Genomic DNA, 24,010 nt, shown 5'->3' with positions numbered 1-24,010 from the left:
TCATGAAGTTGTCATAGAAACCGTGCAAGGTATGCCTTGCGAAGGCCAGATCCCTACATGAACAGGAGTATTTCGCATGAACCGTATTCTAAAAACCACCGTTATCGCGGCTGCTGTAATGAGCGTTGCCGGTGTTGCTCAAGCCCGTGATCAGATCCGTATCGTAGGCTCCAGTACCGTTTACCCGTTTGCCAGCTACGTAACTGAAGAGTTCGGTGCGACTACCGGCAACCCAACACCTGTTATTGAATCAACAGGTTCGGGCGGCGGTTTGCGCCTGTTCTGTAACGGTGTTGGTGAAGGCACTCCCGACATTACTAACGCTTCTCGTCGCATGAAAGTATCTGAGTTTGAGCGTTGTGAAGAGAACGGCGTTACCGACATCACCGAGGCTAAAATCGGTTCTGACGGTATCGTACTTGGCCAGTCCAGCAGCAACGATGTTGTTGACCTGACTCATGAGCAGATTTTCATGGCGGTAGCCGCCATGGTGCCGGTAGATGGCGAACTGGTTGAAAACCCCTACACCAACTGGAGCGAGATCGACTCATCGCTGCCGGACCGTGAAATCTCCATCTATGGTCCGCCGACTACCTCAGGTACCCGCGACGCTTTTGAAGAGCTGGTTATGGAAACCGCTTCTGAAGAGCTAGGTGCTTACGGTGATGAAGGCTATACCGATGTTCGTTCTGACGGTGTGTATATCGACGCGGGTGAAAACGACAACCTGATCGTTCAGCGCCTGTCTGAAGACACTAAAGCCTTTGGTATCTTCGGCTATTCGTTCCTGGAAGAGAATACCGATACCCTGAATGCCGCCACCATTGACGGTGTTGAGGCAACGCCAGAAGCTATTAGCTCGGGTGATTACCCGGTAGCGCGCTCACTGTGGTTCTACGTGAAGAACCAGCACGCTGAAGAAGTGCCGCCGCTGTATGACTACGCCGACATGTTTATGAGCGAAATGATGATTGGCGATGACGGCTACCTGCGCGATATCGGCTTGATCGTGCTGCCGGAAGGTGAGCGCGAAGAGTGGCGCCAGGCTGTCGCAGACCGCACTACCATGTCAGTAGATGTTCTTCAGTAAGTATTGAGTTAGTGATGTAAATGGTCGGCAGCGAAAGCTGTCGACCTATTATTGTTAATAAGCTTCTTAACCGGTGACGACGTGAGAGAGATGCGATGCAGACCAACCAGCTTCTTCTGATATTTTGCGGTGCGTTATTGCTGCTGGGGCTGCTGGCTTTTTTTGCTGGCCGTTCAAAAGCCACTCGTCTACGTAGCGCGGGCACGGCGATGTTTGCTCAACCAGATCAATATGGCTGGTTTACCGTGCTTTCCACCGCTGGGCCAGCATTGCTGGTTAGTGCGCTGGGGGCTTTTGTACTACTGCTATTGGGCGCTGATATCCCCACGCTCTATTTGCTCGCAGCGAGTTTATTGGTGGCTGCCATAGGCTTAATGTTAAGTCTTAATCAAGTTAAACCCGATTTTCATGCGCGACAAGCCATTGAGCGGGTGATTCGCCTGATCCTGGCCAGTGCAGCGTTAATCTCCATTTTGACAACCTTTGGTATTTTGATTTCGATTATTTCCGAGGCGCTGCGCTTTTTCCAAATGCACAGCTTCTGGGAGTTTATCACCGGCACCACCTGGAATCCTGGAGCAAGCTTTCTAGCCGCAGCAGGGCGTGGTGATGGTGGTGGGGCAGAGTTTGGCTCGGTGCCGCTCTTTGCCGGTACCTTTATGATTACTGCTATTGCGATGTTAGTGGCAGTACCCATTGGTTTGCTGTCGGCGATTTACATGTCGGAGTACGCGCCGCGCAATGTGCGTACCGTTGCTAAGCCGGTACTCGAAGTATTGGCCGGTATACCTACCGTGGTATACGGCTTCTTTGCCGCCATTACTGTCGCGCCGATCATTGTCAATATCGCTGGTTTTTTTGGCCTGGATGCGTCTTATAACAATGCGTTGGCGCCCGGTATTGTGATGGGCATTATGATTATTCCCTTTATCTCCTCGCTTTCTGACGATGTGATCAACGCAGTGCCTGACAGCATGCGTCAAGGGTCGCTAGCCCTGGGGATGACCAAAGGCGAGACGATTCGTGATGTGGTGGTGCCCGCCGCAATGCCGGGGATTATTTCCGCGTCGCTGTTGGGTATGTCCCGAGCTATGGGCGAGACCATGATTGTGGTCATGGCGGCTGGCATGCGCCCCAACTTAACCGCAAACCCGCTGGAAGATATGACCACGGTGACCGTGCGTATTGTGGCGGCATTAACCGGTGACCAGGAGTTTGCAAGTGCTGAAACGCTCTCCGCCTTTGCACTTGGGTTAGTACTGTTCGTTGTGACGTTGGCTCTCAATTTGGTTTCTGTGCTGATGATCCGTCGTTTCCGTGAAAAATACCGCGTCAATAACCTGTAACGCTGAGGAACTGTTGCGATGAGCCACTCTTTTGACGAAATCAGCCAGCAGCTTAAGCGGCGTCACCGAAAGTCTGCCCGCCTTAAATGGATCACCATGGGGTCGCTAGGCTTAGCTGGCTTGTTCCTGGTGCTGTTTTTTGCCGATATGCTGAATAAAGGTCTGCCCGCCTTTCAGCAGGCGTATATACAAGTCGAGATCAACTACACCGAAGAAGCCGAAACCGACGGGCGGCAGGCGTTTGATGAAGAGTTGCTACCCATCATCAGTCGCACAATGGTTCGTGTAATCCCGATGGAGCTACGCAACAACCCCGGAATGATCGGCACTAGTGAAAGCGACTGGGTATTGGCGACCAGCGAGGTCGATCAGTATCTAAAAGGGCACCGAAATAGCTTAAGCCCCGAACAGCAGGCCGCTATTGATGAGCGGGTTGAATCTGGCCAAGTAGATATGCGGTTTAACACCACGTTTTTTACCAATGGTGATTCAAAAATTGCTGAGTACGCCGGTATTTTATCGGCAGTCGTAGGCACTGTGATGACCATGATCGTCACCCTAGCGATATCCTTCCCCATCGGGGTAATGACGGCGGTGTACCTGGAGGAGTTTGCTCCGGATAATCGCTTAACCCAAATTATTGAAATTAACATCAATAACCTAGCTGCGATTCCGTCGATTCTGTTTGGTCTGCTGGGCCTCGCTATCTTTATTAACTTTTTCGGGGTGCCGCGTTCGTCCCCATTGGTGGGCGGCATGACGCTGGCGCTGATGACGCTTCCCGTGATTATTATCTCGACACGTACCGCGCTGCGCAGCGTGCCGGAATCCATTCGCCATGCAGGCTTCGGGGTGGGTTGTTCGCGCTGGCAAGTGGTGCGGGATCACGTTTTGCCTCTCGCCATGCCAGGTATTATGACCGGCTCTATTATCGGCTTAGCGCAAGCGATGGGTGAAACTGCACCATTGATTATCGTGGGGATGGTGGCTTTTATCCCTGACGTGGGCGTTTCATTTACTAACGCGGCAACGGTGATGCCAGCGCAAATATTCACCTGGGCCGGTGAGCCTGAACAGGCGTTTGTGGAAAAAACCGCCGGCGGTATTCTGGTGCTACTCACCATACTCATCTCACTCAACGCCTTTGCCGTTGTGATGCGTAAGAAATTTGAGCGTCGCTGGTAGGCCAGCCCGTTATAGAGGAAAGTACTATGAATAGCCAAGCACCTGTAATGAACGGCCAGCAGACACCTGCGGTTGGGCAGCCTTATACACGAAATGAAGCGGCGTGCCACGACCTGAGTTTCCGGATTCGCGATTTGAACCTGTGGTATGGCAAAAACCAGGCGTTGAATAACCTCAATATCGATCTGTTCCAGAAAAATGTGACGGCGTTGATCGGCCCTTCGGGGTGCGGTAAGTCGACCTTTCTACGCTGCTTGAATCGTATGAATGATCTGATTCCCAGCGTACGTACCGAGGGTCTGGTCGAAATGGATGGGCTGGACGTTAATGCGCCAAAAATGGACGAAGTGGCGCTGCGCCGTCGGGTGGGAATGGTATTCCAAAAGCCCAACCCGTTTCCCAAGTCGATTTTTGAAAACGTCGCCTATGCACCGCGTATGCACGATTTGGTTAGCCGCAAAGCTGAGCAAGAAGAGCTGGTTGAAAAGGCACTGCGCGACGCCGGGCTTTGGAACGAAGTGAAAGACAAGCTGCATGAGCCGGGCACTTCATTGTCAGGCGGTCAGCAACAGCGACTGTGTATTGCCCGTGCCATTGCGGTACAGCCCGATGTCATCTTGATGGATGAGCCGACCTCAGCACTTGACCCGATCTCGACCGCTACCATCGAAGACTTGATGGACAAGCTGAAAGAGAAATTCACCATCATTACCGTGACCCACAATATGCAGCAGGCGGCGCGGGTGGCGGACTATACGGCGTTCTTCCACCTGGGGGAAATTATTGAGTACAACGACACCAAAGTGATGTTCTCAACCCCGGCGCAGAAGAAGACCGAAGACTATATCTCTGGTCGTTACGGTTAATTAACGTGTAACAAACAGGCCCACCCTTGATGGTGGGCCTGTTGGCGAGTCAGCATTTTTTTACCCATTAATATATGTTTTAGCGTATGTAGCCGTTATGCTTTCCCGTAATAATTGGCTTAAATCAGTTAGCTTAGGAGGCTCCCGTGGCACTACGTATCGGTATCAACGGTTTTGGACGTATTGGGCGCTTAGCGCTGCGCAGCTTGTGGGCGCAGGTAGAATCTGGTGCGGTAGAGCTTGAGCGCATTAATGACCCAGGCGGTGATTCGGCCACTTTTGCCCACCTGCTGGAGTTTGACTCGGTACACGGGCACTGGTCACCTGGGAAGGGCATTGAGGCAACAGATGACGCTATCGTTATCGATGACCAATCCATCGCCTTCAGCGCCAATAAAGCCATTGCCGATAGCGACTGGTCAGGCTGCGATGTAGTGATCGAGTGCTCGGGCAAAATGAAAACCACCGAAAAGCTGCAGGCATACCTTGATCAAGGGGTAGGCCGGATAGTGGTCAGCGCACCGGTCAAAGAGCCGAGTGTGCTTAACGTGGTGGTAGGGGTGAACGACCATCTTTATGATCCTGCTCAGCACCCCATTGTGACGGCGGCCAGCTGCACTACCAATTGCCTGGCGCCGGTGGTCAAAGTCATCCAGGAGAGCTTCGGTATTCGCCATGGCTCGATGACCACGGTACATGACATCACCAATACCCAAACGATTTTAGACGCGCCGCATAAAGATCTGCGCCGCGCCCGCGCTTGCGGCATGAGCTTAATCCCCACCACGACTGGTTCGGCGAAAGCCATCACCGCGATTTTCCCTGAACTGGAAGGCAAGCTAAACGGCCATGCGATTCGTGTGCCGCTGGCTAACGCTTCGCTTACCGATATGGTGTTCGAGCTTGAGCGTGAAGTGACCGTCGATGAAGTCAATCAGGCGCTAAAAGCCGCTGCCGATGGCCCGCTGGCGGGGGTTCTGGGCTATGAAGAGCGCCCGCTGGTGTCGATTGATTACCGCACCGATCCGCGCAGCTCAATTATTGACGCGCTCTCTACCATGGTGATCAACGGCACCCAGTTGAAACTTTACGCCTGGTACGACAATGAGTGGGGCTATGCTAACCGTACCGCTGAGTTGGCCGTTATGGTAGGCGGTGGGCAGATGGGCGATGAGCAGGTGACTCGTGGCTGAATCAATGCTTGCGCGGGTAAAAGCGCTACCTTTCGAGGTGCGCCAATACATGTTGATTACCGGCAACTACTGGGCGTTTACGGTCACCGACGGCGCGCTGCGCATGCTGGTGGTGATGCACTTTCACCAGTTGGGTTACTCGCCGTTAGCCATCGCCATGCTGTTTCTGTTTTACGAAGCCTTTGGCGTGGTGACTAACCTGGTAGGCGGTTGGTTGGGCGCGCGGTTGGGGCTCAATCGCACCATGAATGTAGGGCTTGGGCTGCAAATTATAGCGCTCGCTATGCTGATGGTGCCCGCGAGCCTGCTGACCGTTGCCTGGGTAATGGCCGCTCAGGCGATTTCGGGGATTGCCAAAGACCTTAATAAAATGAGCGCTAAAAGCGCCGTTAAGGTGCTGGTACCCAAAGAGAGCGTCAACGCCAATAGCTCGCTCTACCGCTGGGTAGCGATGCTGACCGGCTCTAAAAATGCGCTTAAGGGGCTGGGCTTTTTTGTCGGCGGCCTGCTGCTCACCTTGATTGGCTTCCAGGCGGCAGTGTTTGTAATGGCGGTGATGCTGGGCGGCGTGTTGCTGCTTTCGCTGCTGCGGCTAAAGGCGGATTTAGGCCGCCAAAAAGTAAAGCCCAAGTTCTCCGAAATTTTCTCAAAATCACGTGCGATTAACGTGCTCTCCGCGGCGCGTTTTTGCCTATTTTCGGCGCGGGATGTGTGGTTTGTAGTAGCACTGCCGGTGTTTTTATACGATCAACATGGTTGGACACACTGGACGGTGGGTGGGCTGTTAGCGGTATGGGTGATCGGTTATGGTGGGGTGCAAACCCAGGCGCCTAAATTAACCCGGCTGATACGAGGGGATGCCCGGGCGCTTACCGCTGGCTGGGCTGCGGCGCTGGCGGTGCTGGCGATTGTGTTGGCGATGCTGCCCTTGGCGCAAGTGGGCTGGCTGGTCGTCGGGCTGCTAGCCTTTGGGGTGCTGTTTGCGATTAACTCCAGCTGGCACAGCTACTTGATCGTGCACTACGCCCGTTCCGACGGCGTCTCCATGGATGTCGGTTTCTACTATATGGCCAATGCCATGGGGCGTTTAGTGGGCACGCTACTGTCGGGCTGGCTGTATATGGCCTATGGGTTGAGCGCCTGCCTGTGGGTGTCGGCGGCCCTAGTGGCGGCCAGCGCATTAATGGCATTGGCACTGCCTAAACAAGTCGCATGATCCGCGCTTCGCCCAGGCTGGGGTTAACGCTCACCTTAGGCAGCGCGCAAACCCTTGCCTGGGCATCCAGTTACTACTTGCCCGCTATTCTGGCGGTGCCCATGGCCCGCGAGCTGGAGATATCGTCAAGCTGGGTGTTTGCGGCGTTCTCTGCCGCCTTGCTGTTAACCGCTATGCTCGGCCCCAGCGTAGGGCGCTTGATTGACCAGCAAGGCGGGCGAGGTGTGCTGATGGCTTCAAACGCTGTTTTGGCGCTTGGTTTGGTGGTCATGGCGCTGTCCCAGGGGCTCTTCAGTCTAATGCTCGCCTGGCTGATCACCGGCGTGGGCATGGCGATGGGGCTATACGACGCCGCCTTTGCTACTCTCGGGCGGCTATTAGGTCGCAGCGCCCGTGCTTCTATTACCGGTGTGACGCTACTGGCAGGGTTTGCCAGCACTATCGGTTGGCCACTAACGGCCTTGTTGGAAAATGAGTTCGGCTGGCGGGCCACCTGCGGCGCCTGGGCCATTATGCATATAGTGATAGGTCTACCGCTGAATGCCCGCCTGCCCAAAGCCGGTGATAGCACCCACCATTTAAATGACGAAACATCTGCGCCATCGCCAGAGCGGCCCCGCCTGGCGATGGTGCTATTGGCCTATGTGTTTGCCGCGGGCTGGTTTGTCTCAACGGCGATGGCAGCGCATCTGCCCAGGCTTCTCCAGGAAACCGGCGTATCGCTTTCGGTGGCCGTAGCCGCTGCAGCGTTGGTAGGGCCTGCGCAAGTAGCCGCACGGCTGGGCGAGTTTGCACTGCTTCGCCATTTGCACCCATTGGTGGCGGCGCGGGTGGCCACAACGCTCCACCCCCTTGGTGCGGCACTGCTAGCCACAGTGGGTATGCCCGCCGCGGGATTTGCGCTACTCCATGGCGCGGGCAATGGCATGATGACGATTGCCTCCGGCACGCTGCCGCTGGCGCTGTTTGGTCCAAAAGGGTTTGGCCAGCGTCAAGGTTTGATTATCGCCCCGGCCAGGGCTGCGCAAGCCTTTGCACCGCTGCTGTTTGGCCTATTGATAGAGCATAAGGGTGCTGGGGCGCTATGGCTGACTACGGGGTTGATGCTGGCGGCGTGTCTAGCGCTAGTGTTTATTCGTATGCCCAGAGCGCGGGTTTGAGCCATCCACATACAGATGGCGCAACTTCCAGAACCCTTCAACGTCAACACGCAGTTCTTGGTAGGCAAGCTCTGTCGCAATGAAGAGCGTTATATCTTCATCACTATGGCGCTGGTAAAGCGAAGGGTCTTTGGGTGCACTCGCCTCGGCGACGGCAACGTTGGCGAGACCCCCACAGCAGCCGTGGCGAGGGGAGAGGCGCACAGTCACCACGCCTCCCTGTTGCTTGATAAACGCTTTTGCAGCGTCAGACACATCGATAATTTCCCGCATTGAGACGCCTGTCGAAAGAGAGCTCCCAGCTTACCAGGAAGCAATCGGGGAGCCAGAGCGCAGTAGGTGAACTTGAGGCCTTTAGGCTTTCAATATAGCTTCGATTTTTTTACGATCTGGAACACCCCCGCTGTGGGCAAGCTGGCCATTGACCGCGACCGCTGGGGTCGACATGACTTGATACTGCATGATGATTTGTGGGTCAGTGACTTTGCTCACCTCAACATCGGTACCCAACTCTTTGGCAATCGCGGTAATTTGCTCTGCGGTGACGGTGCACTTTTTGCAGCCTGTGCCTAATACTTCGATCTTTTTCATGTTTTGTCCTCTTGGGTTTACAGACTGCTGAACAACCAGGGCGCCAGCAGGTTAATTAACCATCCCACCAACATAAAGTTGATAAGTAGAATGATGAAAATGGTGGCCAGTAAGCGCCACAGCATGACCTGTTTGAGCATGATAAATTCAGGAAAGCTGGCTGCGACGGTGCTCATGCAGAAAGCTAACGTTGTGCCGACAGGTAGCCCTTTGGTAATCAAGCTTTCCATGATGGGGATGACACCGGTCGCGTTGGAGTAAAGCGGTAGCCCCGCTAACACGGCCGCGGGGACATTCCACCATTGGCCGCTGCCCAGGTTGTTACTAAACCAGTCATCCGGGACAAAGCCATGCAGCGCGGCGCCCAGCCCCACGCCGATGATGATCCACTTCCAAATCCGCGCGACAATTTCGTAAAGCTCATTGCGTGCAAATTGGTGGCGTTCTATCAAAGTGAGTGACGCAGGTTCCGGAGCAGGCCGATTTGCTTGCGGGCTTGTTGCTGCGTTCTGATAGGCTTTCGCCGCAAAGTCTTTTAACCAGCGTTCAGCGCCTAGGCTATCGAGCAGTATGCCGCCGCCTATGCCTACGGTCATTCCGATGGCGATGTACATCAGGGTGAATTCCCAGCCCAACAGGCTCCACAGCATGATAACGGCAACTTCATTAATAATCGGTGAAGTAAACAGAAACGCCATGGTGATACCCAGCGGAATGCCTGCACTGGTAAAGCCGAGAAACAGCGGAATGCTTGAGCAAGAACAGAACGGTGTTATCGCGCCAAAACCAGCGCCTAAGCCGTAGCCTGCGAAACGGTTCTTTTGCTGAATGTAATAACGCACCCGCTCCAGATTGAGCGAGGCGCGTAACAAGGCAATGGCGTAAATCATCACCACCAGCAACGCAAAAATCTTGCTCGTGTCCTCGACGAAAAAGTGCAGTGAGCTGCCTAACTTGCTATTAGGGTCTAAACCGCCCAGGTCGTATACCAGCCAACTGGCCAGCCAGGTAAAGATCTCCAACATCGCTGCCTTCCTTTTATATGAACGGTTCTATAAAGAAGACGGAGCAATGTGGAAAAGGATGCAGGGAAAAGCCAAATAAATATTCGCTAAGGGAGTTATTCGGGAAAGGGTATCGCCCGATGGCAGCAGATATGGCCTTGGTCATCAAAGACGATCCCGCACTGGGCAACCAAGGTTTCGCGAAGACGTTTCCGGGCGCGCAGTAGCCGCGTTTTGGTCGCAGGGAGCGTTAAGCCATGACGCTGGGCATAGTCACTTTGCTTAACGCCGTTAAGGTCACAGGCCCCAACAATATCCGCGTCTTCGTCAGTACAATGAGCCAGTGCCTTCGCGATGCAGGTAGCCAGACTCGCTAAGGGAAGGTGGGTATCAGTGTGTTCAGGCAATGGTGTTGCTGTCGCGGTATCTAGCGATTGAGAGTCAGGCGTTGAGCGGCGCAACTCATCAATCCACTCATGTTTGGCGACCGTATAAAGCCACGCTTTGGGTTCTGCCAGTTGGCAAAACTGGGCGCGATGCGTCAGCGCTTTTACATAGACACGCTGCAAGATTTCGTCGGCGGCGTCCCGATTGTTGCATAGCGCCAAGAGGTAATAGCGCAGTGCCTGATGATGGCTGTTCCAAGCCTCCTCAATGCAGGGTGAGGCAGCGTTTTTCCTCATGGATAGGTCACTATGTCACCGTCTTCTTTGGTGAAGTGTTTGATCGGTGTTTCCAAAAGCGCTAATACCTGCTCGGAAGGGCGGCACAGGCGTGTGCCCTTATTGGTCACCACAATAGGGCGATTAATCAGAATCGCGTGGGCCATCATGGTGTCGATAAGTTGATCGTCGCTCAATAAAGGATCATCCAGTTTTAGCGCATCATAGGGGGTGTTTTTTCGACGTAGCAATTCCCGAGGTGATAACTGCATCATCGCGAGTAGCTCGATCAGCTTTTCGCGGGTGGGCGGAGTTTCCAAATAATAGATCACCTCCGGCGATTCGCCAGAGGCTTCGATCATCGCCAGGGTATTGCGCGACGTACCGCAGTTGGGGTTGTGGTAAATAGTGACGGGCATGGTGACCTCACGATCGATTAGTTGCTTTCACTGCCGGGCGCGTTGCGTTGCGAGGGCGCGGTTTTAAAAGCGGGCGATACCCGCGTTGGATCTACCTGCTGTTTATAGCTAGCCGCGGCTTCCGCCCACCACATGAGTTGGCCTAACGTGCGGCCAAAATAGCTTTCCCAACGTTCATGCTCTTGCTCAAATTGCCCCTCTTCGTTTAGCGCCTCCTGAGCTTTAGGTATATGAATCATGGCGGATACGGGCAGGCAGCCAAGCTCGGAGAGAAACGCACGCATGGCGACTGCCGCACGCACGCCGCCCCACTGGCCCATTGAGTAGGTCACGATGGCGCTGGGTTTAAACGCAAACAGCGATGCGCCGAAGTGGTTAAGCAGATGACTAAGCGCCGGGCTCATTGAGTGGTTATATTCAGGGCTGACCATCACATAGCCATCGGCAGCGGCGATTTTATCAGCCAGCGCTGCTAAGTCCTCCGGCACATCGGCTTTTGCGTAAGCAAAATGCGGCTTAAACGGATCGCTTAAGTTTAGTGCCAGCGGGTCAATAATTTCAGCCGTGGTATGCGGTAACGATGAAAGCAAGCGCCCGCAGGCCTTTGCTACCCGCTCGCCGAGGCGTGCCGGGGAGGGCGGTGTGCTGGTGCGGGTTGAACCTAGAAATACCAAATAGTGAGCCATAGCGCTTACTCCCGATTAATTAGCTTCTGCCGGAAAATGATGGCGGGTTTTATTGGCAATTCTTACCAGCGCCAGCATTAACGGCACTTCGACCAAAACGCCCACCACAGTGGCCAGTGCCGCGCCCGACTGTAAGCCAAATAGCGCAATGGCAGCAGCCACTGCCAACTCAAAGAAATTGCTCGCACCAATCATCGCCCCCGGGGCGGCAATATTGTGCGGCAACTTCCAGGCTTTAGCCCAGCCATAGGCGATAAAGAAGATCAGAAACGTCTGAATAATCAGCGGGATCGCGATCAGCACGATATGCAGCGGATTATTCAGAATGACCTCGCCCTGGAAGGCAAACAGCAGCACCAGGGTAATGATCAAGCCAATCGGCGTGATCGGACCAACGCGCTTCATAAACACGTTGTCGTACCACTCGGCGCCGCGTTTTTTAATCAGGGTTTGCCGGGTTATATAACCCGCCGCCAGTGGGATCACAATATACAGCACCACTGAGAGGGCGACGGTGTCCCAGGGCACCTGAATATTGGAGATGCCCAGCAGAAAGACCACGATAGGAGCGAACGCGAACAGCATAATCAGGTCGTTTAGCGCCACCTGTACCAGGGTGTAGGCCGCATCGCCACGGGTTAGGTAGCTCCACACAAATACCATGGCGGTACAGGGCGCAGCGCCGAGCAGAATCGCACCGGCTAAATACTGGCTGGCTAGCTCAGCGGGAATAAAGGGCCGAAAGATCACCATCAGAAAGAGCCAGGAGATGGCGAACATGGTGAAGGGTTTTATCAGCCAGTTAACAGAGGTCGTGATGATTAAGCCTTTTGGCTGGCGCCGCACACCTAGCAGTGAGGTGAAGTCTATTTGCGCCATCATGGGAAAAATCATCGCCCAGATAAGTACCGCCACCGGAATCGACACCTGCGCCACTTCAAAGCGTGACAGCGTTTCCGGTACCGCCGGGATAAATTGCCCGACTAAAATGCCCATCACAATAGCAAGTGCTACCCAAAGTGAGAGGTAGCGTTCAAAGACTCCCATGCCTTCGGCAGTGGAGGGCGATGCGTTATCTTGCAGTGCTGACATGTGAAGCTCCTGATTAAATGGCGCGTTGATTAACCCGTTTGGAGACTTCTTCCGCGCTCTCTTTGCGCTCCGAGTAACGATCCGTAAGCAGTTCGCTGCGGTCACGCACCAGCAGCGTGAATTTCACCAGCTCTTCCATGACATCGACGATACGGTCGTAGAAAGGGGAGGCTTTCATGCGGTCGTTATCATCAAATTCCATAAAGGCTTTGGGCACGGAGGATTGATTGGGAATTGTCAGCATACGCATCCAGCGCCCCAAAATACGCAGTTGGTTGACGGTATTGAAGGACTGCGAACCGCCGCATACCTGCATCACGGCCAATGTCTTGCCTTGGGTGGGGCGTACGCCGCCCAGGGAGAGCGGGATCCAGTCTATTTGCGTTTTCATAATGCCGGTCATGGCACCGTGGCGTTCCGGGGAGCACCACACCATGCCTTCGGCCCATTGGGCTAGTGTGCGTAGTTCGTCGACTTTGGGGTGACTGGCCTCTTCACTATCCGGTAATGGCAGCCCTCTGGGGTCAAAGATGCGCGTTTCTGCGCCCATGGCATTGAGCAAGCGTGCGGCTTCCTCAACCATTAAACGACTAAAAGAGCGTTCACGTAGCGAGCCGTATAGCAGCAATATTTTAGGTGCATGTTCAGCACGCTGTGGTACTCCAAGCCGCTCGCTGCTGGGGGGCTCGAAAAGCGTGGCGTCAATATTGGGTAAGTCATCGAAGTGGGACATTAGGTTCTACCTGTAAGCCATGATCGGTTAGTTGCTTCATAATATATGTTTTTCCATATATTTCCAGCGCAGCCTACCCGTTGCAATAATGCCGTCATGATCCAGGCGTAGATTGGCAGCCATCAATCAAATAAGAGGCTGTTTATTTATGTCGAAGCGCCGCGTGTTGTTTCTCTGCAATGCTAATTCTGCACGGTCGTTGATGGGAGAGGCGCTGCTTCGCCATTTGGCAGCTGATCGGTTTGAAGCCTTTAGTGCCGGGTCTGAGCCCGATCAGCCCCATGCATTGACCCTTGAAGCGTTGCGCAAGCAGGGGTTGCCCACCGAAAGCTTGCGCAGTAAGTCGCTGGATGAGTTTGAAAACGAAACCTTCGATTTTGTCATTGTGCTTTGCGACAAAGCCCAGCAAGCCTGCCGTGAATGGCAAGGAAAGGCGGGCGAGGTGCTGTTCTGGGATATTCGCGACCCTCGCCTGATTGGCAAGTCAGATGCTTATGAGCAGGCGTTATTAGAGATTCGTCGGCGCCTGCAGCTGTGGCTGCCCCTCCACACGTCTGATTAATCTTAATGAAAGGGGTGTGTCGAGATGAAATGGATTAATAACTTAAGCGTCAAAGCGAGTTGGACGCTGGTACTCGTCGCCTTGAGTGGCTTGGTGGTCGTTATTGGCGCGCTGGGGCTGTTCGCCAACCATTTTGGCCGTGAGGCATTTACCTCGCTCCATGAGCGCGACATGGCGCAAATTAGCAACCTCGATAGCGCCTATTCCCAGCTATTGCGGGCGCGTATTCAGATGAACCGTGCGGCGGAGTTAATCCGTACCCCTTCATTTGATCGGCCTGACCCCTTGATAGAAGAAGCCCAGCGGTTGCTTGACTCAGCCACTGAGAATTTCTCTCAATTTACAGCGAGTGATTTTGATCAAAATCAACAGGCACTTGTGGATCAGTTAGCGTCGAGCTTTCAATCATTCGTTAACAATAATCTCAACCTTCAGATGATGATGCTAGAAGAGCGCGATATATCCGGTTTTTTCTCAGGTGAGTCACGGGTGGATGAGAGCAGCCAGCACTTTGTGGAAAGCGCCGAGGCTTTTTATAGCGCTTCTACCCTGCGGGGTAACAACTTGCTAATGCGCTTTGAGCAAATCTCATCGTTACTTTTTTGGGGCGTAATTGCCACGCTTGGTGCTGCGCTGCTAGTGGTAACCGTGGTGGTCTGGGGTGTGCGTAAAAACGTGCTGCGACCATTAAAAACGATCACTGGGCATTTTCAGCGCATTGCTAGCGGTGATCTGTCAGCGCCGGTAACAGCACACTCAACCAACGAAATTGGTCAGCTGTTTAGTGAGTTGGACAAGATGCAGCACTCGTTGACGGCGACTGTTAAGCGACTTAACGCAAGTAGTCAGCAGGTGTATAGCAACAGCCAGGAGATGACCGAGCAGAACCAACTTCTGGCGAGCCAAACCGACACTCAAGTCTCGGCCTTGCAGCAAATGGCGGCGAGCTTGGAACAGCTCACCGCCACGGTGAATCAGAATGCTGAAAGCGCGGCGCATGTTAATCAGTCCACGGCGGATGTGTCCCACAAAGCGCAGCAGGGTGACGAGGTAATTAGCCAGTTTATCGCTACGATGGAGGCGATCAATGATCACTCCGAAGAGATTCAAAGCATTATTCGCATGATTGAAGGTATTGCTTTTCAAACCAATATTTTAGCGCTCAATGCATCGGTTGAAGCGGCGCGCGCCGGTGAACATGGGCGTGGATTTGCGGTGGTGGCCAATGAAGTGCGTGCGCTGGCAACCCGCAGTGCCAGTGCCGCCAGCGATATACGGACGCGCATTGAAGCGTCGAGTGCGAGTGTTCAGCAGGGTAGCGTTCTGTCCCAACAGGCCGGCGAACATACTCGGGCGATTATGCAGGCAGCGAGTAGTGTGGACACGCTGATGACGCAAATCACCCATGCCTCTGAGGAGCAGCGGCGAGGCATTGAAGAAGTCAATCAAGCGGTGACCCAAATTGATACCACCACCCAAGACACCATGCGCTTAGTCAATCAAGCAGCCCAGAGCGCAGAGGTGTTGTCTCAAGAAGCCTTGCAGATGCGTGAATATGCTGGCCAGTTTAGCGTGGTAGAGAAAGACTCAAGCTTGGCTGAAGTGAGTGAAGAGCACGCCGAATATCCCGAATGGGAGCAGCTTAGCCATCAAGACACCGCCTTGGCTGATACCCAGGTTCGCCGTCAAGCCAGCTTAATGGCTTCTGCTTAGCATGCTGATGTGAGCAATTTACGTTTACTCAGAGTCAGTTAGCGCTATCATGCGGTTTTCTCTGAGCGGTCTATGGCGTGTTTGCAACAAAGCGGTTAGCGACATCTGTTAGCGTGTTTGTTCAGCGTTTTCTTAACGATCCTATGCTGCTCCTTATGAGCGGCCTAGGCGGCGTTCTGTGGTGGCTGCAGCCTCAGTCGCTGATGGAGATGGCTGAACGTGTTCACTGGAAAACCCTGGCGGTGTTGACGGGCCTGATGGTGCTTAGTAGAGCATTAGAGCTGAGCGGCTATTTAACCCTCTGGGGGCGGCGGTTGTTAGCCCACCTGCGTGGCGAGCGTCGCCTGGCGGTTGGGCTGGTAATGTTTTCGGGGCTGCTTTCCGCAGTAGTTACCAACGATGTGGCGCTGTTTATTGTGGTGCCGCTGACGCTTAGCTTGGCAGGAATGGCGGCACTGCCGATTGGGCGTTTGATTGTATTTGAGGCGCTGGCGGTCAACGCTGGGTCATCGCTGAGCCCGATAGGTAATCCACAAAACCTCTATTTATGGCAGCATTCAGGCGTTAGTTTTGGCGAGTTTTTATCCGTCATGCTGCCGCTGGGAGTGGGGCTGATGGTGCTGCTGTTGCTTCTCGTTCCCTTGGCGTTTCCTAACGCGTTAATACGCTTGGATACAGTGGCAAGCGCGCCCAATGAGCGGTTACAAAAGCCGTTATGGGCCGCGCTAATCGGCTACCCGCTGTTCTTGTTCGCCGTTGAAATGGGCTGGGCGGCCCAGGCAATGGCAGGCGTTCTGCTGGTGATGTTGATCGTGGCCCGACGGGCGGTGTTCAGCATTGATTGGCTGTTGCTGGTCGTGTTTGTCTTAATGTTTGTAAATTTGAGTGTGATCGGTGAGTTGGGCGTCGTTCGGCAGGCGATTGCCACGATGCAGCAGTGGCCAGGTGGCGATACCAGCGTCGGTGTGCTGCTCTCACAGCTGCTATCCAACGTACCGGCAACGCTACTGCTTGCCCAGCAGAGTGAGTGGCAGCCGCTCGCCTGGGGTGTCAGCGTGGGCGGTTTTGGTTTAGTGATTGGCTCAATGGCTAATTTAATCGCGCTGCGATTGGCGCGCCAGCCGGGGATGTTGTTGGAGTTCCATCGCTGGTCGCTTCCCATGCTGGGGCTTGGTTGGTTGTTTGCCGCTGTGTGGCTAAGCGCCCTGGCTCGGTAACAGTGCCAGGGCGTTTTCTTTCAGCTCTCTCTTCCCGCTCTCTCTTTAAAGATCGCGAATTAGTCGATTAGCTCGACGGCGACGGCCGTCGCTTCGCCGCCGCCAATGCACAAGCTAGCAATGCCGCGTTTGCCGCCTTTAGTGCGCAGGGCATGAATCAGTGTGGCAATAATACGCGAGCCGGTGGAGCCAATGGGGTGGCCTTGGGCGCAGGCACCGCCAAATACATTGACCTTGTCATGGGGGAGACCCAAGTCATCCATGGCCATTAGTGTCACCACCGCAAAGGCTTCGTTGATTTCAAATAGATCAACGTCGTTCACGCGCCAGTCCAGCTTTTTCATCAGCTTATCAATGGCGCCAACAGGGGCGATGGTGAATTCACTAGGGTGTTGTGAATGGGTCGAGTGGCCCAACATGCGCGCCAGTGGCTTAATACCGTGCTGATCGGCGGCTGCTTGGCTGGCCAATATAAGGGCGGAAGCGCCGTCGGAAATTGAACTGGCGTTGGCGGCGGTAATCGTTCCCTCTTTGGCGAAAGCAGGGCGCAGCTGGCGGATTTTGTCGAGCTTGGCTTGGAAGGGCTGCTCGTCGTGTTCGACCAGGGTTTCACCCTGGCGAGAGGAGACCATCACCGGCGCCATTTCTGCGTTTAGGTGGCCCGCGTTGGTGGCAGCCATGGCGCGCTCAAGTGAGGCAATGGCAAAGTCATCCAGGCGCTCACGGGTATAGCCGCGATCCGAAGCGACATCTTGAGCAAACACGCCCATTAGTTTGCCCGTTTCGGCGTCTTCCAGCCCATCCAAAAACATATGGTCTTTGAGCTCGCCGTGGCCTAAACGATAGCCACCGCGTGCCTTGGTCAGCACGTGTGGGGCGTTAGACATGGATTCCATGCCGCCTGCCAGCACAATATCGCCGCTGCCTGCCTTGATTAGGTCGTGGGCAAGCATGGTGGCTTTCATGCCCGAGCCACACAGCTTATTAATTGTCGTTGCGCCATTGGCGTCGGGAATGCCTGCTTGTCGCATTGCCTGACGTGCTGGGCCCTGTTTAACGCCTGCAGGCAGTACACAGCCCATAATGCCCTCGCCGATCGCAGCAGGGGCAATGCCTGACGCTTCAATCGCTGCTTTGATGGCAACAGCGCCGAGCTGTGGCGCCGTCATGTTCGCGAGGCTGCCCATCATGCCACCCATTGGGGTGCGTTTAGCGGCGAGAAATACAACATCGGTGGGGTTACTCATGATCAATCTCCTTCAGTTTTGTTGTGATTATCGTATCGAGTCGTGGGTGATACATTGACCCGTAGGCGGTGCTGTGGTTCTCTCCTGAGTAACCAAGCAAGCGCTAGTGTGAGTGACATGAATGTAATGAATGCATCCCCTCGTCGCAAGGAATTGACGCGCCTCGCCGCTCAGCTATTCGTCCAAGAGGGCTTTGACCGCACGACGGTGCGTATGCTGGCGCAGGAAATGGGCATTAAGTCCGGCAGCTTGTTTCACCATTTTAAAGATAAGCAGGAAATCCTCGCCGCGGTTATCGAAGAGGGCACCCAAAATGCCTTGGCGATTGCCCGCAAAGCCCTCGCTGAGTGTGCTGACGAGCCTGAGATGCGGTTACGCGCCATGGCCCGTGCTCATTTAGAAACGCTATTTACCGACCGCAATGCGCATGTGGTGGCGCTCTTCGAGTGGCGTCGCCTGGATCCTGCGGCAAGTGCCCATTTGAGCCATCTGCGCGATGCTTACGAGGCGCTGTGGGTCGCTGTGATTGACGATGCCTTGGCAGCAGGGTTGATTCATGGTGACCGCTTTCTTGTCTCGCGCTTTGTACTGGGGGCGCTCAACTGGACGGTTCGCTGGTACGACCCTAACGGCCCTCGCTCACCCGATGACCTTGCTGATGAGCTTGTCGCCATGATTATGCCTACCCCTCCTGCTTGATGCCTCGATGACCACCGCCTCGACCAACGTCTAACGCGACAATTTATAACAGTGCTTGCTCTCTGCACCGATTACTTTTAGCGTTGCTATTATCTATAGGGTTACGTTAACGTCAACGGATAATTATAGCGACGGACTACTTTCCCACCTTTAATGCCTAGAGCTCGTTACCAACAACAAGTAACAACGACATAAGAGAGCCATCATGACAGCGACATCACAATCACTGCCCGACTATCACCACTATCGCGATAATTTCTCCGTGGATAGCGTTATTGCTCGCCTGGATGACCACCAGGACGGCTTGCTGAATGCCTTTGAGGCTTGCTGTGGTCGTCATGTGCGTGAGGGGCGTGGCGAGGTGCTGGCGCTGGTTCAAGAAGACACTCAAGGTGGTGTGCATACCTTGACCTACGCCGAACTCGATGAGCAGAGCGCGAAGTTAGCGGGATGGTTTGAGTCCCAAGGGTTGGGTAAAGGCAACCGCATTGCCTGTATGCTGCCGCGGTCACCACAGCTATTGATTGCAGTGCTCGCCACCTGGCGTATTGGCGCGGTTTATCAGCCTTTATTTACCGCTTTTGGCCCCGATGCGGTGGATTATCGATTAGGTCGTGCGGATACCAAGCTAGTGATTACCGATCACGCTAATCGCTATAAGTTTGATGGCCTTAGCCAATGCCCGCCGGTTCTGGCTGTGGGTGGAGCGACCAGTGAACACGGCGATGATCACGATTGGCAGTCAGCGTTGACGCATACGTCAATGAGCAACAAGCCGCCGCGGCTCTCGCCCGAGGAGCCATTTCTGCAAATGTTCACCTCCGGCACCGTGGGCAAGCCAAAAGGGGTTGCTGTGCCTCTGGCAGGTATGACGGCTTTTGCGATCTATATGGAACTGGCCATTGACCTGCGTGACGATGACCGTTTTTGGAATATGGCCGACCCCGGCTGGGCCTATGGTCTCTACTATGCGATTGCCGGGCCTTTGTTGCTTGGCGTGACGACGCATTTTTGCGAGGCAGGCTTTAGCGCCGAAGGGGCGCTGGCGTTTATGAAGCGCCACCATATTACCAATTTTGCCGCAGCGCCGACCGCTTACCGCCTAATGAAGGCGTCAGGTCTGTTTGATGACGCCCATAAAACGTTTGAGCTGCGTGCGGCTAGCTCGGCGGGTGAACCTCTAAATACTGAAGTAGTGACCTGGGTTGAAAAGTCGCTGGGCTGCCCGGTTATGGATCACTACGGCCAGACCGAGACCGGCATGACGTGTAATAACCACCATGCTCTTGACCACCTTAAGCATGTGGGCGCGATGGGTGTGCCGATGCCGGGGTATCGTCTGGCGATTTTGGACGCGGAGTATAAAGAGCTGCCTGCCGGTGAGCCAGGTGTCCTTGCGGTGGATATCAAGCAATCTCCAGCGCACTTTTTTCAGGGCTACACCTGGCAAGAGAAGAACCCTTTTGTAGAGGGCTATTACCTGACCGGTGACGTGGTTATCCGCAATGAAGACGGCACCTTCCAGTTTGCTGGCCGCGACGACGACATTATTACCACGGCGGGTTATCGCGTAGGGCCAACGGATGTCGAAAACAGCGTGATGACGCACCCTGCGGTCGCTGAGTCGGCGGCGGTTGGACAGCCCGATGAGATTCGCGGCGAAGTGATTAAGTCGTATATCGTGCTGCGCGAAGGCTATGAGGCAAGTGATGAGCTTGCAGATGAAATCAAGCAACGTGTGCGTGAGCGGCTATCAACCCACGCTTTCCCGCGCATTATTGAGTTTGTCGATGAGCTGCCTAAAACCCCCAGCGGCAAGATACAGCGCTTCAAATTGCGTGCCCAGGCGGTAGAAGAAGCCAAAACAGCTAAGTAAACATAACGACCATAGGGAATACGGTTATGCAGGTTAAGGAGAGTACTTTTTTAATTACCGGTGCCGCTTCGGGGCTAGGGGCAGCAACCGCTGAGCGGTTAGTCGCTGCAGGTGCCCGCGTCGTTTTATGCGACCTAAACGATAGCGTCAAAATCCATGCTGAGCAGTTGGGGGAGCAGGCCCAAGCGTGCCTGGCAGATATCACCTCAGCCGAACAAATGCAGCAGGCAGTTGACGCAGCGGTAGCGCTGGGGGGTGAGCGTGGGCTTTCGGGGGTGGTTCACTGTGCCGGCGTCGTTAGCGTAGCCAAGCTGGTGGATCGTGAGGGGAATCCAGCGGATTTAGACAGCTACACCAAAACGATCAATATCAACCTGGTCGGCACTTTTAACGTCATGCGCCTCGCGGCTGCCGCAATGGCTAAAAATGCGCCTAATGAGAGTGGCGAGCGGGGGGTGATTATTAATACCGCTTCTATCGCCGCTTTTGATGGGCAGGTAGGGCAGTGTGCTTACAGCGCCTCTAAAGCGGGCGTTGTGGGTATGAGCTTGCCTGCGGCGCGGGAGTTGTCGCGGCATGCTATTCGTGTCATGGCCATCGCCCCGGGGGTATTTGAAACGCCGATGATGAGCGAGATTCCCGACGAGGCCGCCCAGGCGCTAGCGGCCGCTGTGCCTTTTCCTAAGCGCTTGGGTAAGCCGGATGAATTTGCGCAATTAGCCGAGCAGATTATTACCAATCCCATGCTGAACGGTGAGTTGATCCGTTTAGATGGCGGCATTCGCATGCAGTAAGTAAGTGGTAAGTAGGTGGAAGGGAAATAGAGAAACTCGTCAGCTTTTAGCTGGCGAGTTTTTTATTATTGATGTCAATGGGTTACTCCGTAGGCGACCAAAGTTCTAGTGTGTTTCAAGGCTAAATTCAAACGCTCGCTTGACTCTGTGGGGCGCTCGCGATAGTTTTCAAACATGTGTTTGAAAGCCTTCTTTCAAAAGAATCTGATTGGCTTCCAAGCCCCCTATTTCAGGAGAAGTGTGATGCCCAGCTATCAGGCCCCCATTCGTGATATGCGTTTCGTTATGGACGAAATGCTCGACTACCCCGCTCACTACGCGCGTCTACCTAGTGGTGATGATGCATCGCCAGACGTGGTCAGTGCCATTCTAGAAGAGGGCGCACGCTTCGCCCGTGACGTACTGCTCCCGATCAATCAGAGTGGCGATGAAGAGGGTTGCCTGTTAGAGGGGGGCGAAGTCAAAGCGCCTAGCGGCTTTAAAGAAGCCTATCAACAGTACGTAGAAGGCGGCTGGCCGAGCCTTGCCGCTGATCCTGCCCATGGCGGCCAGGGCTTGCCGCCTTCATTGGCAATGCTGCTGTCGGAAATGATCTGCGCGACTAACCTGGCGTGGGGTATGTACCCTGGGCTCTCTCATGGTGCGGCGGATGCGCTGCGCCATCATGGCACCGATGAGCAGAAGGCGACGTATCTCACCAAGCTGGTTGAAGGTGTATGGACGGGCACTATGTGCCTAACCGAGCCGCACTGCGGTACTGACCTAGGATTGATCAAGACCCGAGCAGTGCCCGCTGATGGCGATGCCTATGCGATTACCGGCACTAAAATTTTTATCTCGGCCGGTGAGCATAATCTGGCTGAAAATATCGTCCATTTGGTTTTGGCAAAACTGCCCGACGCACCGGAAGGATCTAAAGGTATTTCGCTATTTGTAGTGCCTAAGTTCTTGCCTGATGCCCAAGGCAGTGTGGGTGAGCGTAATGGCGTCACCTGCGGTTCGCTCGAGCACAAGATGGGCATTCATGGTAATGCCACCTGCGTGATGAACTTCGATGGCGCAACCGGCTATCTGGTGGGTGCCCCGAATAAAGGCTTGGCGTGTATGTTCACCATGATGAACGCTGCGCGTCTTGGGGTGGGGATTCAAGGGCTGGGGTTGATTGAAGCCAGTTTTCAGAATTCATTGAGCTATGCCCGTGATCGGTTACAGATGCGCGGCTTATCGGGCAAACAGGCTCCTGAAAAGCCTGCTGATCCGATTATTGTCCACCCTGATGTGCGCCGCATGCTGCTGACCCAGAAAGCCTTCGCCGAAGGCGGGCGTATGTTGGTGCTTTATACCGCGCAAATGCTCGATGTAGTGGAGCATGGTGAGCCGGGTGCAGAGCGAGATCACGCTGAAACCCTGCTTGGCTTGCTAACGCCTATTGTTAAAGCCTTCCTGACCGAAGTTGGTTTTGAAAGCACTAACGAGGGTGTGCAGATCTACGGCGGCCATGGCTTTATTAAAGAGTGGGGCATGGAGCAGTTGGTGCGTGATGCGCGTATTACTCGACTCTATGAAGGCACCACAGGCATTCAGGCGCTTGATCTGCTGGGCCGTAAAGTGCTCATGAGCCAAGGTGAGTCGCTAAAGGTTTTCACCAAAGAGATCCATAAATTTTGCAAAACCGAAGCTGACAATCCAGCCCTTAAGGAATTTGTCGAACCACTGGCGAAGCTCAATGCAGAGTGGGGCGAGCTAACCATGGGCGTGGGTATGAAGGCGATGCAAGACCGTGAAGAAGTCGGCGCGGCGAGTGTTGATTACCTTATGTATTCAGGCTACGTCACGCTGGCCTATCTATTTGCCCGCGCGGCCAAGCAGGCATCTACATCGCTAGAGGGCGACGATAAAGCCTTCTATGCCGCTAAGTTGAATACTGCCCGTTTCTATTACCAGCGGCTATTGCCGCGCACCAAGGCTCATGCGCAGATGATCCAATCAGGCGCTTCCAGCCTAATGGCTATCTCCAGCGAAGATTTTGGTTTGGGTTTTGAAATTTGAAGCGTCAATTACTGAAGGCGTGAGCTAAAGCACGCCAACAGGCACTCTCTGGTCAGGCGTTCTGATCGGTGGTTTGCGGCAAAAGGGCAACCTTTTGCCGCTTTTTTATACGCAATAACTTCTTTTACTTGCTATCTTGATAGTGAGGCCTTAAAGTACGCATCCGCTGCCGGGGACGCCAAGCGTTACCAGCGGTGAATGAAGTGTAAAAGCTTCGGTTTGTCAATTAGTTAGCGGTTTTGGATGTGATCAGTTCTACATCGAAAAACAACGCCCTTGACAAACGTAAGGAAATGCGTAGAATACGCCTTCCTCGCTGAGGCAAGCCAAGTCAACGGCAAGCCGGGTAGCCAAGATAGCTACCGCAGCGAAACAGCTCTTTAACAATTTGATCAGGTAATTCATGTGGGCGCTTGCTGATGTTGGTGACAAATCACCCAATATCAAGGCAAGCGACTCAAGCAATAAGGTTTTAAGGGATTCGTCCTTTGGGATCTGTTTTGAATGAATTCGTTTGAACCTTGAGCCAAGTTTGATCCGCTTTTGCTGCTTTCGGCTAGTCCGTAAGTAAGTGAGTAAGGATCACATAGATCTTAAACTGAAGAGTTTG

23 protein-coding genes are annotated in these 24,010 nt (G+C 54.2%); 14 read left to right on the top strand and 9 right to left on the bottom strand.

The annotated features are described in order from the left end of the window. Positions 1-76 precede the first annotated feature (76 nt). The 7 genes from ACT3UM_RS08015 to ACT3UM_RS07985 all read left to right on the top strand — a co-directional run bounded on the left by ACT3UM_RS08015 (position 77) and on the right by ACT3UM_RS07985 (position 8,056). Entirely contained in the window at positions 77-1,090 is a 1,014-nt protein-coding gene (locus ACT3UM_RS08015) for a substrate-binding domain-containing protein (protein WP_498897709.1), read from the top strand. A gap of 95 nt (positions 1,091-1,185) precedes the next feature. Then, a complete protein-coding gene (gene pstC, locus ACT3UM_RS08010) occupies positions 1,186-2,436 on the top strand; it encodes a phosphate ABC transporter permease subunit PstC (protein WP_498897707.1) in 1,251 nt (416 codons plus the stop codon). An 18-nt stretch (positions 2,437-2,454) separates the two neighbouring features. Continuing rightward, on the top strand, positions 2,455-3,621 hold the full coding sequence (pstA, locus tag ACT3UM_RS08005; protein WP_498897705.1) for a phosphate ABC transporter permease PstA: 1,167 nt from the start codon (positions 2,455-2,457) through the stop codon (positions 3,619-3,621). 26 nt (positions 3,622-3,647) lie between these two features. Further along, positions 3,648-4,487 carry a phosphate ABC transporter ATP-binding protein PstB gene (pstB, locus tag ACT3UM_RS08000; RefSeq protein ID WP_498897703.1) on the top strand — a complete coding sequence of 280 codons (840 nt, stop codon included), beginning with the start codon at positions 3,648-3,650 and terminating at the stop codon, positions 4,485-4,487. Positions 4,488-4,633: 146 nt separating this feature from the next. Next, entirely contained in the window at positions 4,634-5,680 is a 1,047-nt protein-coding gene (locus ACT3UM_RS07995; protein ID WP_498897701.1) for an ArsJ-associated glyceraldehyde-3-phosphate dehydrogenase, read from the top strand. Between the two features lie 4 nt (positions 5,681-5,684). Beyond that, positions 5,685-6,896 (top strand): organoarsenical effux MFS transporter ArsJ, encoded by a 1,212-nt coding sequence (gene arsJ / locus ACT3UM_RS07990; RefSeq protein ID WP_498898022.1) that lies wholly within the window; start codon positions 5,685-5,687, stop codon positions 6,894-6,896. Further along, positions 6,893-8,056: an MFS transporter gene (locus ACT3UM_RS07985; RefSeq protein ID WP_498897699.1), complete on the top strand. Its 1,164-nt coding sequence runs from the start codon at positions 6,893-6,895 to the stop codon at positions 8,054-8,056. The genes arsJ and ACT3UM_RS07985 overlap by 4 nt, the downstream gene beginning before the upstream one ends. On the opposite strand, the gene ACT3UM_RS07980 is transcribed toward ACT3UM_RS07985, so the two are convergent. The 8 genes from ACT3UM_RS07980 to arsH all read right to left on the bottom strand — a co-directional run bounded on the left by ACT3UM_RS07980 (position 8,021) and on the right by arsH (position 13,243). Next, a complete protein-coding gene (locus tag ACT3UM_RS07980) occupies positions 8,021-8,329 on the bottom strand; it encodes a CC/Se motif family (seleno)protein (protein WP_498897697.1) in 309 nt (102 codons plus the stop codon). The two genes, ACT3UM_RS07985 and ACT3UM_RS07980, sit on opposite strands and share 36 nt — an antisense overlap. Before the next feature lie 81 nt (positions 8,330-8,410). Next, positions 8,411-8,647, bottom strand: coding sequence for a thioredoxin family protein (locus tag ACT3UM_RS07975; RefSeq protein ID WP_498897695.1), 237 nt, complete (start codon positions 8,645-8,647; stop codon positions 8,411-8,413). Between the two features lie 17 nt (positions 8,648-8,664). Further along, the gene (locus tag ACT3UM_RS07970) at positions 8,665-9,672 is read right to left on the bottom strand and encodes a permease (RefSeq protein ID WP_498897693.1); all 1,008 of its coding nucleotides are present in this window, start codon (positions 9,670-9,672) and stop codon (positions 8,665-8,667) included. A 95-nt stretch (positions 9,673-9,767) separates the two neighbouring features. Continuing rightward, complete coding sequence (locus tag ACT3UM_RS07965; protein WP_498897691.1) at positions 9,768-10,334, bottom strand: RNA polymerase sigma factor; 567 nt, start codon at positions 10,332-10,334, stop codon at positions 9,768-9,770. Further along, on the bottom strand, positions 10,331-10,732 hold the full coding sequence (gene arsC, locus ACT3UM_RS07960) for an arsenate reductase (glutaredoxin) (protein WP_498897689.1): 402 nt from the start codon (positions 10,730-10,732) through the stop codon (positions 10,331-10,333). Before arsC ends, ACT3UM_RS07965 begins: the two co-directional genes overlap by 4 nt. Positions 10,733-10,749: 17 nt before the next feature. Continuing rightward, complete coding sequence (locus ACT3UM_RS07955; protein ID WP_498897687.1) at positions 10,750-11,418, bottom strand: NADPH-dependent FMN reductase; 669 nt, start codon at positions 11,416-11,418, stop codon at positions 10,750-10,752. Between the two features lie 15 nt (positions 11,419-11,433). Then, a complete protein-coding gene (gene arsB / locus ACT3UM_RS07950; RefSeq protein WP_498897685.1) occupies positions 11,434-12,510 on the bottom strand; it encodes an ACR3 family arsenite efflux transporter in 1,077 nt (358 codons plus the stop codon). Between the two features lie 13 nt (positions 12,511-12,523). Continuing rightward, the gene (gene arsH / locus ACT3UM_RS07945) at positions 12,524-13,243 is read right to left on the bottom strand and encodes an arsenical resistance protein ArsH (protein ID WP_498897683.1); all 720 of its coding nucleotides are present in this window, start codon (positions 13,241-13,243) and stop codon (positions 12,524-12,526) included. Between the two features lie 148 nt (positions 13,244-13,391). On the opposite strand from arsH, the gene ACT3UM_RS07940 reads away from it, so the two are divergent. From ACT3UM_RS07940 to ACT3UM_RS07930, 3 genes are all read left to right on the top strand, one after another. Next, positions 13,392-13,805, top strand: a complete 414-nt coding sequence (locus tag ACT3UM_RS07940) for an arsenate reductase ArsC (RefSeq protein ID WP_498897681.1) — start codon at positions 13,392-13,394, stop codon at positions 13,803-13,805. A 24-nt stretch (positions 13,806-13,829) separates the two neighbouring features. After that, positions 13,830-15,518: a methyl-accepting chemotaxis protein gene (locus tag ACT3UM_RS07935; protein ID WP_498897679.1), complete on the top strand. Its 1,689-nt coding sequence runs from the start codon at positions 13,830-13,832 to the stop codon at positions 15,516-15,518. Positions 15,519-15,661: 143 nt separating this feature from the next. Next, the gene (locus ACT3UM_RS07930; protein WP_498897677.1) at positions 15,662-16,735 is read left to right on the top strand and encodes an SLC13 family permease; all 1,074 of its coding nucleotides are present in this window, start codon (positions 15,662-15,664) and stop codon (positions 16,733-16,735) included. Positions 16,736-16,794: 59 nt separating this feature from the next. Here ACT3UM_RS07930 and ACT3UM_RS07925 read toward each other — a convergent pair whose 3' ends face one another. Further along, entirely contained in the window at positions 16,795-17,982 is a 1,188-nt protein-coding gene (locus tag ACT3UM_RS07925) for an acetyl-CoA C-acyltransferase (RefSeq protein ID WP_498897675.1), read from the bottom strand. Between the two features lie 126 nt (positions 17,983-18,108). Here ACT3UM_RS07925 and ACT3UM_RS07920 point away from each other — a divergent pair, with 126 nt between their 5' ends. The 4 genes from ACT3UM_RS07920 (at position 18,109) to ACT3UM_RS07905 (ending at position 23,400) form a co-directional block, all read left to right on the top strand. Beyond that, entirely contained in the window at positions 18,109-18,681 is a 573-nt protein-coding gene (locus ACT3UM_RS07920; RefSeq protein ID WP_498897673.1) for a TetR/AcrR family transcriptional regulator, read from the top strand. A gap of 205 nt (positions 18,682-18,886) precedes the next feature. Continuing rightward, positions 18,887-20,557: an AMP-binding protein gene (locus ACT3UM_RS07915; RefSeq protein ID WP_498897671.1), complete on the top strand. Its 1,671-nt coding sequence runs from the start codon at positions 18,887-18,889 to the stop codon at positions 20,555-20,557. Between the two features lie 26 nt (positions 20,558-20,583). Then, the gene (locus tag ACT3UM_RS07910) at positions 20,584-21,351 is read left to right on the top strand and encodes an SDR family NAD(P)-dependent oxidoreductase (protein ID WP_035583813.1); all 768 of its coding nucleotides are present in this window, start codon (positions 20,584-20,586) and stop codon (positions 21,349-21,351) included. Positions 21,352-21,594: 243 nt separating this feature from the next. Beyond that, positions 21,595-23,400: an acyl-CoA dehydrogenase C-terminal domain-containing protein gene (locus ACT3UM_RS07905; RefSeq protein WP_144815482.1), complete on the top strand. Its 1,806-nt coding sequence runs from the start codon at positions 21,595-21,597 to the stop codon at positions 23,398-23,400. The last annotated feature ends 610 nt before the right edge of the window (positions 23,401-24,010 follow it).

The organism is Halomonas sp. AOP13-D3-9, assembly GCF_052379125.1.
GTDB lineage: Bacteria > Pseudomonadota > Gammaproteobacteria > Pseudomonadales > Halomonadaceae > Vreelandella.
Note: the sequence above shows the minus strand (reverse complement) of the source record. Positions and strands in the feature narration are given on the sequence as shown.

What these genes read in the sequence shown, in the direction of transcription:
- ACT3UM_RS07910 (WP_035583813.1), top strand. Translation starts at nt 20,584, where the DNA reads ATGCAGGTTAAGGAGAGTACTTTTTTAATTACCGGTGCCGCTTCGGGG.
- ACT3UM_RS07935 (WP_498897679.1), top strand. Translation starts at nt 13,830, where the DNA reads ATGAAATGGATTAATAACTTAAGCGTCAAAGCGAGTTGGACGCTGGTA.
- ACT3UM_RS07980 (WP_498897697.1), bottom strand. Translation starts at nt 8,329, where the DNA reads ATGCGGGAAATTATCGATGTGTCTGACGCTGCAAAAGCGTTTATCAAG.
- ACT3UM_RS07905 (WP_144815482.1), top strand. Translation starts at nt 21,595, where the DNA reads ATGCCCAGCTATCAGGCCCCCATTCGTGATATGCGTTTCGTTATGGAC.
- ACT3UM_RS07915 (WP_498897671.1), top strand. Translation starts at nt 18,887, where the DNA reads ATGACAGCGACATCACAATCACTGCCCGACTATCACCACTATCGCGAT.
- ACT3UM_RS07925 (WP_498897675.1), bottom strand. Translation starts at nt 17,982, where the DNA reads ATGAGTAACCCCACCGATGTTGTATTTCTCGCCGCTAAACGCACCCCA.
- arsC (WP_498897689.1), bottom strand. Translation starts at nt 10,732, where the DNA reads ATGCCCGTCACTATTTACCACAACCCCAACTGCGGTACGTCGCGCAAT.
- pstC (WP_498897707.1), top strand. Translation starts at nt 1,186, where the DNA reads ATGCAGACCAACCAGCTTCTTCTGATATTTTGCGGTGCGTTATTGCTG.
- arsJ (WP_498898022.1), top strand. Translation starts at nt 5,685, where the DNA reads ATGCTTGCGCGGGTAAAAGCGCTACCTTTCGAGGTGCGCCAATACATG.
- arsH (WP_498897683.1), bottom strand. Translation starts at nt 13,243, where the DNA reads ATGTCCCACTTCGATGACTTACCCAATATTGACGCCACGCTTTTCGAG.
- ACT3UM_RS07920 (WP_498897673.1), top strand. Translation starts at nt 18,109, where the DNA reads ATGAATGCATCCCCTCGTCGCAAGGAATTGACGCGCCTCGCCGCTCAG.
- pstB (WP_498897703.1), top strand. Translation starts at nt 3,648, where the DNA reads ATGAATAGCCAAGCACCTGTAATGAACGGCCAGCAGACACCTGCGGTT.
- ACT3UM_RS07965 (WP_498897691.1), bottom strand. Translation starts at nt 10,334, where the DNA reads ATGAGGAAAAACGCTGCCTCACCCTGCATTGAGGAGGCTTGGAACAGC.
- ACT3UM_RS08015 (WP_498897709.1), top strand. Translation starts at nt 77, where the DNA reads ATGAACCGTATTCTAAAAACCACCGTTATCGCGGCTGCTGTAATGAGC.
- ACT3UM_RS07975 (WP_498897695.1), bottom strand. Translation starts at nt 8,647, where the DNA reads ATGAAAAAGATCGAAGTATTAGGCACAGGCTGCAAAAAGTGCACCGTC.
- ACT3UM_RS07970 (WP_498897693.1), bottom strand. Translation starts at nt 9,672, where the DNA reads ATGTTGGAGATCTTTACCTGGCTGGCCAGTTGGCTGGTATACGACCTG.
- ACT3UM_RS07930 (WP_498897677.1), top strand. Translation starts at nt 15,662, where the DNA reads ATGCTGCTCCTTATGAGCGGCCTAGGCGGCGTTCTGTGGTGGCTGCAG.
- ACT3UM_RS07985 (WP_498897699.1), top strand. Translation starts at nt 6,893, where the DNA reads ATGATCCGCGCTTCGCCCAGGCTGGGGTTAACGCTCACCTTAGGCAGC.
- pstA (WP_498897705.1), top strand. Translation starts at nt 2,455, where the DNA reads ATGAGCCACTCTTTTGACGAAATCAGCCAGCAGCTTAAGCGGCGTCAC.
- arsB (WP_498897685.1), bottom strand. Translation starts at nt 12,510, where the DNA reads ATGTCAGCACTGCAAGATAACGCATCGCCCTCCACTGCCGAAGGCATG.
- ACT3UM_RS07955 (WP_498897687.1), bottom strand. Translation starts at nt 11,418, where the DNA reads ATGGCTCACTATTTGGTATTTCTAGGTTCAACCCGCACCAGCACACCG.
- ACT3UM_RS07940 (WP_498897681.1), top strand. Translation starts at nt 13,392, where the DNA reads ATGTCGAAGCGCCGCGTGTTGTTTCTCTGCAATGCTAATTCTGCACGG.